Annotated in this window: 13 protein-coding genes; 4 read left to right on the top strand and 9 right to left on the bottom strand. The window is 67.8% G+C overall.

All coding sequences use genetic code 11. The features are described from left to right. Positions 1 to 3: 3 nt before the first annotated feature. The 5 genes from BTO20_RS36290 to BTO20_RS36270 are packed head-to-tail and all read right to left on the bottom strand — an operon-like array spanning position 4 to position 7,376. A complete protein-coding gene (locus tag BTO20_RS36290) occupies positions 4 to 2,022 on the bottom strand; it encodes an FAD-dependent oxidoreductase (protein WP_087081290.1) in 2,019 nt (672 codons plus the stop codon). Beyond that, entirely contained in the window at positions 2,019 to 5,222 is a 3,204-nt protein-coding gene (locus tag BTO20_RS36285) for an ATP-binding protein (protein ID WP_087081288.1), read from the bottom strand. Before BTO20_RS36285 ends, BTO20_RS36290 begins: the two co-directional genes overlap by 4 nt. Beyond that, positions 5,219 to 5,953, bottom strand: coding sequence for a hypothetical protein (locus tag BTO20_RS36280; RefSeq protein ID WP_087081286.1), 735 nt, complete (start codon positions 5,951 to 5,953; stop codon positions 5,219 to 5,221). The genes BTO20_RS36285 and BTO20_RS36280 overlap by 4 nt, the downstream gene beginning before the upstream one ends. Continuing rightward, a complete protein-coding gene (locus BTO20_RS36275) occupies positions 5,953 to 6,228 on the bottom strand; it encodes a hypothetical protein (protein WP_087081284.1) in 276 nt (91 codons plus the stop codon). The genes BTO20_RS36280 and BTO20_RS36275 overlap by 1 nt, the downstream gene beginning before the upstream one ends. 8 nt (positions 6,229 to 6,236) lie before the next feature. Beyond that, on the bottom strand, positions 6,237 to 7,376 hold the full coding sequence (locus BTO20_RS36270) for a hypothetical protein (RefSeq protein ID WP_087081282.1): 1,140 nt from the start codon (positions 7,374 to 7,376) through the stop codon (positions 6,237 to 6,239). 80 nt (positions 7,377 to 7,456) lie between these two features. On the opposite strand from BTO20_RS36270, the gene BTO20_RS36265 reads away from it, so the two are divergent. From BTO20_RS36265 to BTO20_RS36250, 4 genes are all read left to right on the top strand, one after another. Then, positions 7,457 to 8,143, top strand: coding sequence for a hypothetical protein (locus BTO20_RS36265; protein WP_087081280.1), 687 nt, complete (start codon positions 7,457 to 7,459; stop codon positions 8,141 to 8,143). Continuing rightward, a complete protein-coding gene (locus tag BTO20_RS36260; protein ID WP_087081278.1) occupies positions 8,140 to 9,192 on the top strand; it encodes a polyprenyl synthetase family protein in 1,053 nt (350 codons plus the stop codon). The genes BTO20_RS36265 and BTO20_RS36260 overlap by 4 nt, the downstream gene beginning before the upstream one ends. A gap of 63 nt (positions 9,193 to 9,255) precedes the next feature. Then, positions 9,256 to 10,347, top strand: a complete 1,092-nt coding sequence (locus BTO20_RS36255; protein ID WP_087081276.1) for a phenylacetate--CoA ligase family protein — start codon at positions 9,256 to 9,258, stop codon at positions 10,345 to 10,347. A 38-nt stretch (positions 10,348 to 10,385) separates the two neighbouring features. Then, positions 10,386 to 11,750 (top strand): aldehyde dehydrogenase family protein, encoded by a 1,365-nt coding sequence (locus BTO20_RS36250; protein ID WP_087081274.1) that lies wholly within the window; start codon positions 10,386 to 10,388, stop codon positions 11,748 to 11,750. A gap of 113 nt (positions 11,751 to 11,863) precedes the next feature. On the opposite strand, the gene BTO20_RS36245 is transcribed toward BTO20_RS36250, so the two are convergent. The 4 genes from BTO20_RS36245 to BTO20_RS36230 are packed head-to-tail and all read right to left on the bottom strand — an operon-like array spanning position 11,864 to position 14,640. Then, entirely contained in the window at positions 11,864 to 13,333 is a 1,470-nt protein-coding gene (locus BTO20_RS36245; protein WP_087081272.1) for an amidase, read from the bottom strand. Positions 13,334 to 13,378: 45 nt separating this feature from the next. Continuing rightward, positions 13,379 to 13,807, bottom strand: coding sequence for a PaaI family thioesterase (locus BTO20_RS36240; RefSeq protein ID WP_087081270.1), 429 nt, complete (start codon positions 13,805 to 13,807; stop codon positions 13,379 to 13,381). Between the two features lie 2 nt (positions 13,808 to 13,809). Further along, complete coding sequence (locus BTO20_RS36235; RefSeq protein ID WP_087081268.1) at positions 13,810 to 14,295, bottom strand: SRPBCC family protein; 486 nt, start codon at positions 14,293 to 14,295, stop codon at positions 13,810 to 13,812. 3 nt (positions 14,296 to 14,298) lie between these two features. Beyond that, a complete protein-coding gene (locus tag BTO20_RS36230) occupies positions 14,299 to 14,640 on the bottom strand; it encodes an ArsR/SmtB family transcription factor (protein WP_064948431.1) in 342 nt (113 codons plus the stop codon). Between the last annotated feature and the right edge of the window lie 115 nt (positions 14,641 to 14,755).

Below are 14,755 nucleotides of genomic sequence, written 5' to 3'. Positions count from 1 at the left end.
ACCTCACGGCATGTAATACCCCCGGATGCGGTAGTAGCGCCCGCGCCCGCCGACGGCATTGGCGGCTTGCAGTCCCGACACCACCGCGGCCTCGATGCAGCCCGCGTTGATGCCGGTGTCGGTCCAGTCGCCGGCCAACACGAGGTTGTCGTAGCCGCTTTCGTCGGGGCGCAGCCGGTATTTGTCCGAGCCGGGCACCGACTGCACGTAGCGGTCTGACGGATCGATGTTCACGCTGAGGTACTCGGACGTGAGCAAATCCCGGAGAAACCGACCATCCCGCACGGCGTTGGGGAAGTAGACGCCGAGCTTTCGGTCGACGAACTCGGTGGCATCCGCGTGAGCCTGCCGAACCAAAGGCTCTGGGTAACAAGAAGAGTCATCGCACGAAGGCAGGCTGCCGCAGAAGTACGCCACAGAGCGGGGGCGGTCGTCGGCCGGCCACTCTTCGGCCCACAGGGTGTGTGGCATGGAGGCGAACGTCTCGAAGGGACGCTGGTAGGCGGTGACCGTGGCGCCGGGACGCTCCCAGCCCAGCGTCTTCTCGTCGGGCTGCAACCACAGCTGCATGCCCTGGGTTGCGACGGTGCGCACGTGGGTGGTCATCTCGCGCCACTCGACGCGGTCGCCGAGCAGCTCGTCGGCCACGGTGGGCAGCATCCCCAGGGATACGGCGAGCACGGCGTGGTCGAAGTCGACGCCGCGGCGCAGCACCCGCGTCTCGGCGTCGTCGCGAGCGCCGAAGTGGGACTCCAGATCACGGCGAGCACCACCGACAAGCTGCTCGGCGCGCGGCTCGGCCGGAAACACCGGAAGGCCGCGAACGGTGATCAGCGGGTCGTAGTGCTCGATGCCGTCGGCAAGCGCTACCTGCCGGCCCATCGTGATGGCCTCCACGTGCTGGCGGCGCGCGTCGAGGTGCAGCGCGTCGAGGCGGTGGAAGAACTCGAACACGACGCCGCGCCGCCGCAGGGCTTGGTACAGCGGGGCGATGACGACGTCGCCCATTCCAGCTGTCATCTTCCAGAACAGAGATCCCTTGTAGCCGAACAGAACCTGGCCCAGCAGGAACGTCATCACCCCCGCGGCCACGGCGGGTTGGTCAGGATCGGCGTCGCGGTAGCCGAACACCAGGTCGTACAAGCCGCGCACCAGCGGTGACTGCAGCGCGTCGGGATGCCCGCCGTGGCGCACCACCCAGTCGCCGAACTCCTCGTCGTTGATCGCGCGGAATCCGTTCGGATGCGTGATCAGGTGGTCGGCGAGGATCCCGCGCACCACTGCAACCACCAACGACAGCAGCACCCACAGCCGCCGATGGTCCAGTCGGTTCTCCCGGTCGATCGAGTCGCCGATCGCCTCGAGTGCTGGGCTGAGCGCGGCGACAGCCGAATCGGGGCGCAGGTCTTGGTCGGCCACCGCCAACATGGCCGCCGTCAGGGCACGGGCGACCAGGGAGGCCAGGCCCAAAGACGAAGACACAGGACGCTGCGATGTGGGGGAGAGCACCAGGGCACCGGGTCCGGCGTCACGCAACGACTCGACGAACGCGATGGCCAGTTGCAGCGCCTGCGTAACGAAGGCGGCAGCTGTGACCTCCCGGCCGGTGTCTTCCGGATCGCCGGGTAGCCCCGGGGTCACAGGATGCGTGCCGAACCACATCTGCCAGCCGCCGCCCCATTGCTCGGCCAGCGCCGGATTGTCGGCCGGGATCAACGCGTCGCGCCACGTACGAATCGGCGCAGTGGGATCTGTTGTCTCCCTGTCGAGTTCGGTGTAACACTCGCGCAGCAACCCAAACGCGTTCTCGTAGGACCCCAGCCACACGTGCAGGCCGTGTTCTTCGATGCGCCCGTGGACGCCGCGGCTGGACGCCCCTTTGCCGCCCAGCCGCCAGCCCCGCTGATACAGCGTGATCGAGTCGAACCGGTTCTGCCAGCCCGGCTCGCTCAGCCGCCAGGCAGCGCTGAGACCCGCGACGCCGCCACCCAGGATGGCGACCTTGCCTCCCGGCCGCCTCACCCGATCATCGTCCGGGCCCGTGTCACGTCCGGCCACGCATTGTCGGCGGGGAAGTGAGCCAGTGCCGTGGTGAGCAGAGCCCGGCCGGCGGCAGGGTCCAGCACGAAATGGTCCAGGGCAGCGCGTAGTTCGAAGATCCGGGCATCCTGCGAGCGTGCGGTGGCGATGGCTGATTCCAGATCGCGACGACGCTGCTCGGGGTCATCGCTGGTTGACGCGCCCAGCCGCAGCAGCTCGGCGTCGTAGAACCGCATACCGGTGGCAGCCGCCAGATCCAGGCCGGTACGCAGGCGGGCGCGGGCCTGCTCGAGATCGCCCGCCGCGACCAGCAGCCGAGCCAGGATCGCGTCGTAGAACGTGATCAGCGCGATGACGCCGACGGCTCGCCAGCCCTCCACGAACGAGGTCAGCATCGCGATGTGCGGGGCCAACACCGCCGGGTCGCCGTCATAGGCGGCCAGCGCGCTGAGTGCGCCGACCGTCGCGAACTGGGCCTGACCGACCAGCGCCCACGAGTCGAAGCCGTGGGCTTCGCCGATGGTGGCGAGGTCGACGGCGACCGCGCCCGCCCGCTGCAGGTCACCGGCTTCGATGCGGATCAACACTTCGATCTGGCGGGTATATGCCAGGCTGAACGCGCCCTTGGGGAACGGCAGCTCGGCACAACGGTTTTCGGCGCGGCCCAGTTCAGCCTCCATCCCGGCAACGTCGCCGTCGAAGCAGCGGGTCAAGGCCAGATGTGTGTACAAGCCGGCGGCGGGGTCGTTGGGCATGAACAGCAGCGCGTCCAGCGCGCGGGTCCCGGCGGGAGTCAACGCCGCTGCCGCCAGTTCCATCTGGGTGCGCGCCGCATCGAATTCGCCGCGGTACCAGGCCAGCATCCCGAACGCGAAGTCGTTGACCGGGAGGAACGCCTCACGCGGACCGATCAGACTGCCGCGGATCGACTCCACCAGCCGCTGTGCACGCGCGATGTCGGCCTTCATCGTGTAGTAGGGGTAGAGCGACATCACCGTCGAGAGCAGATCGTCGTCCTGTAAGTCGCTGCTGCACAACGCAAGACACCTCTCGAAGTCCGCGGCGGCGTTGGCGCTGAACACGCCCTCGGCGGCCTGGGCGAGCAGGGCCCGGCCCAGTCGCAGACCGATCTCGAGGCGGTCGCGGTCGGGACCCGGCGCCGAGCGCTCGGCAGCGGAGACGGCGTAGGTCAGGTAGGTCAGCGCTTCACGCAGCGCGCCGCGCTGGCGCGCGTTGGCGGCGGCCTGCGCATAACTGCCTGCAGCCTCGGTGAAGCGCTCCGCACGTTCGTAATGCCGGGCGATCAGCGGCCAGTCGGGATTGCCGTCGGCCGCCGCGGAGATCAACGCGTCGGCGATGCGGCTGTGCAAGCGGCGTTGTGAGCTGGGCGGTGATATCTCGGCGGCCAGTTCCCGGAGCAGCTCGTGGCGGAAGCGCCAGCTGTCGGGACCCAACGGGTCGAGCACCCGGGCGTCGAGGAGTTCGGCGATGACCGAGTCCAGGGTGGCCTCATCGAGATCGACGACCGAAGCCAGCACCGCACGCTCGACACGGCTGCCGATGATGGCGGCGGCCTCGACCACCGGCAGGGCATCCGTGCTGGACTGCAGCCGCGCGAACAACGCCTCGTAGAGGGTGTCGGGTACTCCCGCCGAGCTGAACCGATCACCCGGTTGGGCGCGCAGTTTGGCGACTACTTCTTCGATGTAGAGCGGAACACCGTCGCAGCGGTGTCGCACCGCCGTGCGGTCCTCGACGCTGGCGGCGGGGAACAACGCCACGATGAGTTCGTCGGCCTCATCGCCGGACAGCGGTCGCAGCTCGAAGATCTGGGTGCACGACGCGTCGGCAGTCACCGGCTGTCGGCTCGTCATGACGATCAACACGCGCCCGCCGAGGTCTTCGCGTACCAGCGACGCCACGACCTCGGCGGTGTCCTCGTCGAACCAATGCAGATCCTCGACCAACAGCAGCGCCGGCTCGTTGCCGCGCAGGCACGCGAGCAGATACCGCCGGACCGCGTTCTCGATCTGCTCGAAGAGCCGCCGACCCTCCGAGGTCACCGGCTGATATCCGGCCGTGGGCTCGATACCCAGGACCGGGGCCAGCAGCGGCACCATCGCAGTGGGGTCTAGGCCGTGCCGGGTGATCTCGTCGGTCAGCAGCGACAAGCGTTGCACGGCATCGGATCCGGTGCCGATGCCGCATCGTCGTTCCAGCAGACGGCGGATCGGCCGCAGTCCGACGTCGGTATGGAACGGGGAACCGTGCAGCTGCAGGACGGCCGCGCCGCACTCTTCGGCCAGGGCCACCGCCGACCACGCCAGCCGGCTCTTGCCGATTCCGGCGTCGCCGATCAGCGCCACGCCGGGCTTGTCCAGGGCGCCGTCCCGCGCGGCCTGCCAGCTGCGCTGCAGATACGCGGTTTCGGCGCCGCGGCCCACGAGAGGACCCGTCGTCGGGTGGGCGACCTCGCGTTCGGCGTCGACGCGATAGGAGTTGACCGGCTCGGCCACGCCCTTCACGTGCTGGGGCGCGTTCGGGGTCAGCTCGAACCGGTCGGCGATCAGCGGTTCGATCGTGTCGGACACCGCGACGGTGCCCGGTGCGGCGATGCTGTTGATCCGCGCGGCGAGGTTGGCTGCCAGCCCGTAGACGTCGTCCTGGTCCCGGTCGAGGTACACGACGCCTCGGTGGACGCCCACCCGCACGGAGATGTCGAAACCCAGCTGGCGGCGCACCCGCGCGCTGAGCGCCGCCACCTCGCGCGTGATGTCGAGGCCGGCCTGCACGGCGCGCACCACGTCGTCCTCGTGAGCGTCGGGGTGGCCGAACAGTGCCAGCAGCCCGTCGCCCTTCGTGGAACCCACGTGTCCTCCGTACTCGCCCACGATGCGCAGCACGTCGTCGCGGTAGCGTCCCACGAGCGCCCGGTAGGTCTCGGGTTCGATCCGTGTCGACAGTGCCGTCGAGTCGACGAGGTCGACGAAAGCGATTGTCAGACGCCGGATTTCGCCTGATCCCTCAGGGGCGGTCAGCAGGTGCTCGGCGTCGGCGTTGTCCTGGTCCACGGCCAGGATCTGTCCGGCGAGCAGCTGTGCGGTCGCGCGGTCTCCTTCGGCGGCGGCTTTGAGGGCACGGTCGAGTAACTCGTCGACTCCGGTCGGATCGTCCTGGCTCACAGGTTGATTGCCACGTCCACGTCGATGTCGGCGGCGGACCCGCCCGTCAGCGTCACCTTGCCGATGTAGAGGCCACTCGCCAGGCCGGCCCCGTTGACGACGAGGGTGAACTGGCCTGCGCCGGCGGGGAGCACGCCGTTGGTGGGTTCGAAGCTGACGCGGAAGCCGGCCACCGGTTTGGTGGTGGTCGGACCGCCGAGTTGCAGTGTCGTCAGCGTCAGCACGCGGTCCTTCTGATCGTCGACGTCACCGGGATCCAGTGTGAACGTCTCCTTGCGGATGGGGTCGGCGAATTGGGCCGGCCCGGCGGCCACGGTCTGGAAGATCTCCGAACCGCGCAGATACGCGATGGTGGTCAGCTTGATCGCCGACTCCACCCAACGGTCCTTGCCGTAGTCGTTCTGGTCGATCAGCGTGGCTGCGTCCTTGGCGACATCGGCAGCCTGCTGCACGCCTTGGCTCAGCACGGTGCTGACGTAGTCCGCGAGGATCAGCACCCCCGGGTTGGGGCGGACGTCCAGCGCCGTCTGGGCCATCTCGATGCTGCCGGTGAGCGCGATCTTGGCCAGCGCGCCCATGGTCTTGAGGGCGTCCCCGGCGGTGTACGCCGGTGCGTTCTGAGCGGGATTGTTGATCTTGCTGAATGCGTCGACCGCCTCCACGCGCGCCTGTTCGACGATGTTGTCGGCGGTGGCCGCGAAGGCCGCGGCGATATCGTTCGGATCGTCCATCAGATCCCGCCTCCCGGTGGATTGCCCTGTCCGGCAGGCGGCGGGGTTACGTTCTCCTCGGCGGTGTCGTAGACCTTCAGCCAAAATTCGTTGAGCTGGGTGCCGACGTTGCGGGTGACGGCGTCGACGTCTGAGCGGGCCAGTCCGTCCATCCACCGCTTGACGGCGTCACCGAGGACACCGCTGGCGCGGTTGATGGCCTCCGTGGTCAGCATCGCCGTGTCGTTGACGGTGTCGGCGAAATTGGGTGGCAGCTTGGGCTTTTCCGGGTTCACGTGGCCCCCTATTGGTAGGCGGAGGAGTTGTCGGGGGACAGCAGCAACGGCAGCATCGCCGGCGGCTTGTTGGGGTTCTGCATGTGCTTGCGGGCCGTCCCGCCGAGCATCTCCGACGCGACGGTGCCCCAGCCCATCAGGCAGGCCAGCGCCGCTGTCGCGGTGGGGCTCAAGCCGTTGACGCGCTCCAGCTTTGAGGTACGGATCCGAACCCCGTTGGGCTGCAACGGGGAAACCCAGATGTAGCCACTGTCGACCTCGACGTACATGCTGTCGTGCTGGCGGTCGCTGTCGAGGTCGTAGTTGATGTAGAGAGAACCGTCGGGCAGCTGCTGCTTCCAGAAGATCAGGGCGGTGTCGAGGTAGTACTTCGTGCACTCGCCGCTGATCCGTTCGACGAGTCTGCTCCAGCCGTCGCTGAACTGAGGGTTCTGGTTTTGCATCTCGCAGAAGAAGCTGCAGCAGTTGTGCCAGTTGATGGGATCGACGATCTTGGCGACGTCGGCAACGGTCAGATCGTCGGCGGTGTCGTCGGTGGTGATGTACGCGCAGTATTTCCCGTCCACCTTGCGCAGCGCACCGAAACAGGGCTTCGACGCCCGAGCGAACGGACCGCCGACGAACATCTCGGCGCTGAGGACCCAGTCGGCACGGCTGTTGATGTCGTCGATCTGGGATTCCAGTCGGAACGTGAGGTCGTCGATCGGTTCATCCGTCCAGCCGGCCAACGTGCGGTCCAGGACGGTCAGCGGCGAGATTCCCTCGGGTGGTCCGGTGAGGCGGTAGATCTTGTCGAGGACGACGGCTGCGTAGGTGGCCCTGGCCAGGATCGGGTCGCGGTCGTCGGTCTCCTCGTCGTCGTGACGCTCCGCAAGGTCGTCGACGGCGGTGCGCAGGTCGGGGAAGGTGAACGCCCCGCTGTCAGACGAATGGGAGGCCTGGCTCTGGACCAGAACCTGCAGCTCCTGGTACCAGCCGGACTGGCCGAACCCGGTAGAACCAGGTAGGAACCGCCCGACCATGTCGATGACGGCCGAATCGATGGCGGCATCGCGCCCGGTATCCCCGGCACGCAGGCGGGTCTTTGCGTTGACAACTTCTTGGTCGATAGCTCCGAAGAGGGCAAGCTGCGATTGAAGTTTCGACATCAGCGGCCCTCCGGTCGAATGCGGCCTTAGCATACGCGTAACAGGCGTCAATTTGGCCGAATCGACGAGGGAACGACCACATGAGCAACGGCGGGCCGCAGGGCGAGGGCACCTTGTCCGACATCCCCTGGGCAGCGGCATTCGACCCGGCGGTCAACGTCCGCGCGCTCGGCGAGATTCAAGCGCGAGGCTTTCGCGCGGCGTCCAGCATCGTCGACCGGTTCGTCCGGATGAGCAGACCCACCGCCCCGGCTGCGGGTCCCGGCAGCGCCGAAACTCCCTCGCAGGCAACGCAATCACGTGAGCAACCGGCGTTCCCCGATGTCGATCAGGTCCTCGTGGCATGGCAGAAGATGCTCGGCCAGGTTGTCGGATCACTGCGCTCGGTCGCGTCCGCGCCACCGGACACCGCGACGCTGGACTTGGTGAATTCACGTGCCGGCGGCCAGCTTCTGCTCGAGACGGCCGGAGCCGCTCCCGTCTGCACCGAGGTGTGGCTGCACAACAGCGGAGCGGAGGACCTGGGCACCGTGGCGCTGCGCTGCAGTGACCTGTTGGCGCATGACGGCTCGGCGATACCCGCGGCCAGAGTGCGCTTCACTCCGGGCACCGTTCCGATGGTCGCGCGCTCCAGCCGCGGGGTGATGATGGAGATCGACATACCCGACGGCGCCACGGCCGGGTGCTACCGCGGAACCCTGCTCGCCGACGGGCATCCAGATGTCTGGCTGCCGATAGCGCTGACAGTGACCTCCAGCGCCCCATGAGCAGCGCGACCGACCGCGACGAGTTCATAGCCGTTGTCGAGGACAGGCTGCGCGGCGTGGGCAAGCTGGTGCGGCGGTCGATGCTCGATGCCTTGCCCGAAGGCGAACCCGCACAGTGGCTTTACACGCCGATGCGGGAGTATCCGGCACGGCCCGGCAAGGCGCTGCGGCCTGCACTGTGCATGTCGGCGGGCCGCGCGTTCGGCGCCGACGCGGACGATCTGCTCGGGTTGGCGGTGGCAATCGAATTGCTGCACAACGCTTTCCTGGTGCACGACGATATCGCCGACGGCAGTGAGATGCGCCGCGGTAGGCCGACGCTGTCGGCCGCCTACGGCGTCGCTGCCGCGCTCAACGCCGGTGACGGCCTGGCCGTGGTGGCCGGGCAGGTCCTGCGCCGGGCCGTGCGACGCCTGGACCGCGACCTGGCCGACCTGATCTGGGCCGAGTTCGACACGATGGCCATGCGCACATTGGAAGGTCAGGCCACCGAGGTCGGCTGGCGGCTGGACTCCGTTGACAACCTGGTCCCCGAGGATTACCTCAACCTCATCATGCACAAAACCTGCTGGTACACCACGATTCATCCGCTGCGGGTCGGGGCGATCGTGGGCAGCGGCGGCACTGTCGAACTCGGTCCGCTGGTGCGCTTCGGCTTTCACTTCGGCGCGGCGTTTCAGATTCGCGACGATCTGCTCAACCTTGTCGGGGATGAGGAAACGTACGGCAAGGAGATCCTCGGCGACCTCTACGAGGGCAAACGAACCCTGCCGCTGGTGCACCTGCTCAGCGTGGCCGATGATGCCGACAAGACGCTGGTGCGGCAGTTCCTGAATCTGTCACGCCCGCAACGGTCGCCCGAGATGGTGCGGACCGTGCGCGCGATGATGGACCACTACGGCAGCATCGCGTTCACCGCCGAATTCGCCGAAGGCATCCTGCTGGTGGCCGAGGAGTACTTCGAGCAGGCGTTCGCCGACGCCCAGCCGGGGCCCGACCTGGACTTCTTGCGTGCCCTGGTGCCCTATGTGTGGGCCAGATGGCGCTGAGAGTTCACTGACTCTCCACCGGATCGGCTGCGCCTGCGTTGGTCGCTGCGTCAGGATTGCGGTATGGCCGAGATTGATTTCTCGCTGTTGGATGTTCCCCGCCCTGAGCCAGTGCCCGATCCCGAGGCCTATCTGCACGCCGCCATCGCGTGGCACTTCGGCGCGGACACGGGCTCGCCCTTCTGGCTGCGTGTTGCACGGACACTGAACTTCGACCCCCTGACCGACGTGCGCGGGTTCGACGACCTGCGGCTGTTCCCGAATCTCGTCAACGAACTGCGCAGCGTGCCGGTGCAGGACCTCATCCCGCGCGGCTACGGATCGCCGCCTCCGGTGCCCAAGGTGTTCGAGTCGGGCGGAACCACCGGGGCTCCCAAACGTACGGCGCAACTACCCGATTGGGTCGAGCAGGTCACCCGGTGGCAGATCGAGGACTTCACCGCAGGCGGGTTCCTGCCCGGCTCGGGTCTGCTGTTCATGATGCCCGGCGGGCCGCATGGGGTCGGCCACTTCTCACGCGCGGTGAGCGAGCGGCTGGGCTCGGTGTTCTTCCCGGTCGACATGGATCCGCGGTGGGTCAAGAAGGTCATCGCGCGGGGCGCCGCGGGGGAGGCCTCGGCGTACGTCGAACACCTGCTGGAGCAGGCCGGGTTCATCCTGCACACCCAGAACGTGGCGAACCTGCACACCAGCCCGCCGCTGCTGGAGGCGATGGCCCGCGACGACGCCATGGTGGACCTGATCAACAGGAAGATCCGCTTTGTGCTGCTCAGCGGCGCCCACGTGGACCTGGACACCCTCGACCTGCTCCGCGACATCTTCCCGGCGACGACCTTCGCCATGGCCTTCGGCAGCACGATGATCCTGTCGCAGGCCATGACTCGGGTCGACGGGGACGCGTTCATCTTCGACCCGCGCACGCCGTACGTCGTGTTCTGGGTCATCGACACCGAGACAGGGGAGAGGGTGCCGTACGGCAGGCGCGGCCGGGTGGTGATGAACCACATCAGCAAGGGCGCATTCATCCCGAACAATCTCGAACGCGACACGGCCATCCGAATGCCCGGGCCCGCCGGGCAGATCGGCGATTCGGTCAGCGAGGTCGCTCCCGTCGCGATGTTCGAAGGCGAACCCGCCATCGAGGGTGTCTATTGAACGTCGCATCGGAAAGAGCCGAAAAGGCAAGCAGTCCAGTGCTTTACCTCGACGCTCTGGGGCCGGGTGGCGAGTACCGCACCCGCACCCGCGACGTGATCACCGACGTGACCGGCACGCCGGTGGCCGAGCTGAGTGTCGTGCCGCCGCTGTACGTCAACCGCACGATACGGGCGCAGCGTCAGGCGGCACCGTTGCCGACGGCGCGGCGTGAGAGCGCGTTGGCCGACGCCGCCGACATTTTCGAGACGGCGCTGAGCGGCGGCCGCGATTTCGACGAGTATGTCGCGATGGTGAGTCGGGTGGCGGGTCTGCCGGTCACGGTCGCGCGTGCCAGTGCCCGTGGTGTCGCCGAGGCTGTGCGCGGCGCCGTGGGTGCGGTGACGCCGGCCCGCCCGGTCGGGGCTGTCCTCGACTGGCGCGATGAACGCACCCGGCGGGGAAGGGCGGTGTGGGCGCGGCGTGGCGACGTGCTGGCCGTACACGCGTCGGGAAACAGTCCGGGCGTGCACGGGTCGTGGGCGCAGGCCCTGGTACTCGGCTTTCGAGTCGCCGTGCGCCCGTCGCGGCGTGAGCCCTTCACCGCGCATCGCCTGGTGAATGCGTTGCGGCAGGCCGGCTTTCGGCCCGAAGATGCGGTTTACCTACCCACCGACCACGCCGGTGCGGCCGAGATCATCGCCGCAGCCGATCTGGCTGTGGTGTACGGCGGGCAGGACGTCGTCGACAAGTACGCGCGCGACCCGACCGTGCTGACAAACGGGCCGGGCCGCACCAAGATCCTGATCACCGCCGAAATGGATTGGCACGCTTACCTCGATGTGATCGTCGACTCGATCAGCGGGCAGGGCGGCATGGCGTGCACCAATGCCACCGCGGTGCTGTACGAGGGGGATCCCCGGGCGCTCGCAGCGGCGATCGCCGCGCGGCTCACGACGATCGAGCCGCTGCCGGCCTCCGGTGAACGTGCGATTCTGCCGATCCAACCGCTGGATTCGGCGAGGCGCGTCGCGGACTACCTCGGGGCCAAAGCCCGCGGCGCAGAACCGCTTCTGGGTGCCGACCAGGTGGTCGCGGATCTGGGCGACGGCTCGGCTGCGCTGCGTCCCGCTGTGCACATGCTCGAGTGCCCCGATGTCGACACGCTCAACACCGAGTTGGCGTTCCCGTGTGTGTGGATCGCCCCGTGGTCCCGCGCCGACGGCGTGCTCCCGCTGCGGCAGTCGCTGGTGGTCAACGCGATCACCACCGACGAGGAGCTCATCGATGCACTGCTCGACGAGCCGACCGTGGCCAACGTCTACGCCGGCAATCACCTCACCTCGCACACCGCTCCAGCCATTCCGCACGATGGCTATCTCGCCGACTTCCTGATGCGCACCAAGGGAATGATCCGCGACTGACGCCGCGGAACTGCATTCCCGGTCGTTGAGCGCCCACTTTTACGACCGGGAATGCAGTTCCGGCGCACAGGAGGCAGTTCCGGCGCACAGGCGGGAGTCAGACCAGGCGGCAGTCAGACCGGGGCGACCCGATCCGTCCACGGCAGCTGTTGCTCGAGCTGAGCGGCCAGCTTGAGCAGAAGCGATTCACCGGCCAGCGGCGCGACGAACTGGACACCGAGCGGCAGACCCTCAGCGGTCCAGTGCAGCGGCAACGAGATCGCGGGCCTGCCGGTGATGTTCGCCAATTGGGTGTACGGCACCCAGCCGAGGTTCTTGTCCACCATGTCGTCGACAATCTTGGTGTAGCGCAACAGACTTGCCGTGCGGGTCTTGATCAGCGCATCCGCGGCGTGTTGCACCACCCCGGGAAGGTCGAACTCGCCGATCCTCGGCGGCAGCGTCGCCAACGTCGGCGTCAACAGCAGGTCGTGGGACTCGAAGAAGGTGCTCAGCCGGCGCGTGTGTTCGTGGCGCCGCTGCACGGCAGCCACGTACTCGACGCTGCTGGTGGCCCGGCCCAGAGCTGCCATGATCAACGTGTCGCGCTCGAACAGGTCGTCGCCGGCCCCGGTCAACCGCTTGGCCTCGGCGAGTTCCCAAGCGGTGTAGACGAACCAGGTGAGCAGGAAGTCGCGGGCCAACGCGGCGTCGTCGAAGGGAGCGTGCGGAAGCTCCTCGACATGATGGCCGAGTTCGGTGAGCGCACCCACGGTGGCCGCGACCGCCGCGACCGCTTCGGGGTGCGGCGCCGGATTGATCGCGCTCGGCACCCGCACGCCGATCCGCAGCTTTCCGGGATCCGCGCCCACGCATGACGCGAACGACTCCGCCGGGACGGCCGGCGAATACGGACCCCACGGCTCACCGCCGCTGAGCACGTCGAGCATCGCCGCAGTGTCGCGCACCGTGCGGGTGACGACGCCCTGGACGGCCGCACCGTGCATGGATTCCGCGGTCTCCGGGCCCGACGGGACCAGGCCCCGGCCGGGCTTGAGGCCGACAAGTCCACATGATGCCGCCGGGATCCGGATCGATCCGCCGCCGTCGTTGGCGCCCGCGCAGGGCACGATCCCGGCGGCCACCGCCGCCGCGGACCCGCCCGATGAACCACCGGGTGTCCGGGACAGATCCCAGGGATTGCGCGCCGGACCCCACGCGACCGGCTCGGTGATGCCTTTCGTGCCGAACTCCGGTGTGTTGGTTTTGCCGAAGATGACCAGGCCCGCATCGATCCAGCGCCGCACGACAGTGGCGTGCTCGGCAGCGGGCCGTGACATCAGTGCACGTGACCCGGCCGATGTCGGTATGCCCGCGTAATCCTGGCCGAGGTCCTTGATGAGGAAAGGGACACCGGCGAACGGACCGCTGCGGTCATCCGGCGCGGAGGCCGGGATGTCGCGCACGATCGCATTGATCCGCGGGTTGACCGCAGCGGCCCGTTCGCGCGCCACGCTGAGTAGCTCGGCCGATGAAACCTGTTTGTCTGCAACAAGTTTCGCCAGTCCCGTGGCGTCGTACGCCCGGTACTCATCGAAGTCCATCGCACGAACGTATACCGCCCGGGCGCTGCGTAGTGACCTATCGTCTTACCGACGCGCGTCGATGATCCGCGCCGTCGCGGTTGCGGTGGCGACGACCTCGCCGGTGGGGTCCTCGAGCGAGCCTTCGAGTTCAGCCAGTTCGCCGCGGACCGCCACCACACGACCTCGCCCGATCAACCGCCCCGGTGCTGCCGGACGCACGAACGCCGTGTGCAGCTCCAGAGTCTCGATGAATTGTCCGGGTGGCAGCGTGGCGAGCAGAGCGGGCCCGACGGTGTCGTAGAGCATCGCAGACAGGAACCCGCCCAGGACCTCGCCGAAGGGATTCGTGAAGGCCTCGATCCCGGCGAACGCGACGGTGATCGACCCCTGCTCGGGATCGGCATCGACAAGTTCGAACCCGAGTGTGCGGGCTGCGGGCGGTATCGGTGCCCGCCCCGCCACGCTGTCCCAGAACAGTCCCTCGCGTTCCATCGTCAGGCAGCGAGCAGCTCGTCGATCTGATTGATCGCCTGTGAGGCGCCTTCGACCACACCCATGTCGAGCACCTGCTGAAGAGCGTCGGCGGAGGCGAACGTGCTCATGTAGACCGCGCGGGTGCCGCCATCGTGCTCGGAGAAGGTGTAGACGTTGGTCGACACCGGCATGTCAGGGTTCGGGTTGAAGTCCAGATCGGCGAAACCGTCGACGAAGGAGAAGCTCGTCGGCTCGTCGACGGCGGTGATCTCCCAGTATCCGGCGTGCTTGTCGCCTTCCGGGCCGGTCATGAAGTACGTCATACGGCCGCCGGGGGAGAGGTCGTGGTCCACCACGGTCGCCGGGTACGTCGGTGGGCCCCAAACCTTTTCGAGCTGACGCGGGTCGGCGTAGACCTGCCAGACGCGCTGTACCGGTGCGGCGAAGTCGGCCGTGATGGTGAGGGTCAGGTTGTCGAGGTCGTGGTTCACGTCGGTCACGGGCATGGTTCAGTCCTCCTGGATCGGGTCGGATGAGAGCAGTTCGTCGATACGGGCGATGCGGCCACGCCACACCTGTTCCAGCTCGGTGAGCATGGACGCCACCGACCGCACCGCCGCCACATCGCCGTTGGCCAGTTGCTCGCGACCGCTGCGTCGCTTGGTGAGCAGGCCGGCCTTCTCCAGCACGGCGACGTGCTTTTGCACCGCGGCGAAGCTCATGTCGTACTTCGCCGCGAGCGTGGAAACCGAGTGTTCCCCGGCCAGCACCCGGCGCATGATGTCGCGCCGGGTGCGATCGGACAGCGCGTGGAACAGGGCGTCGGCCCGGTCCTCGTCGCTCTCGGTCACCACATCAACATACAACCAAATGGTTGTACGTTGTCAAGCCTTCGCGTCGAAACTCGTGCGCAGGCACCCTCCGCAGCGCTCTTACACTTCTCGACAAGAGCCCGCTCCGCGCTCC

The sequence above is a fragment of the Mycobacterium dioxanotrophicus genome (assembly GCF_002157835.1).
Classification (GTDB): domain Bacteria; phylum Actinomycetota; class Actinomycetes; order Mycobacteriales; family Mycobacteriaceae; genus Mycobacterium; species Mycobacterium dioxanotrophicus.
The sequence above is the reverse complement of the archived record's forward strand: the minus strand, read 5'-3'. Positions and strand labels throughout refer to the sequence as shown.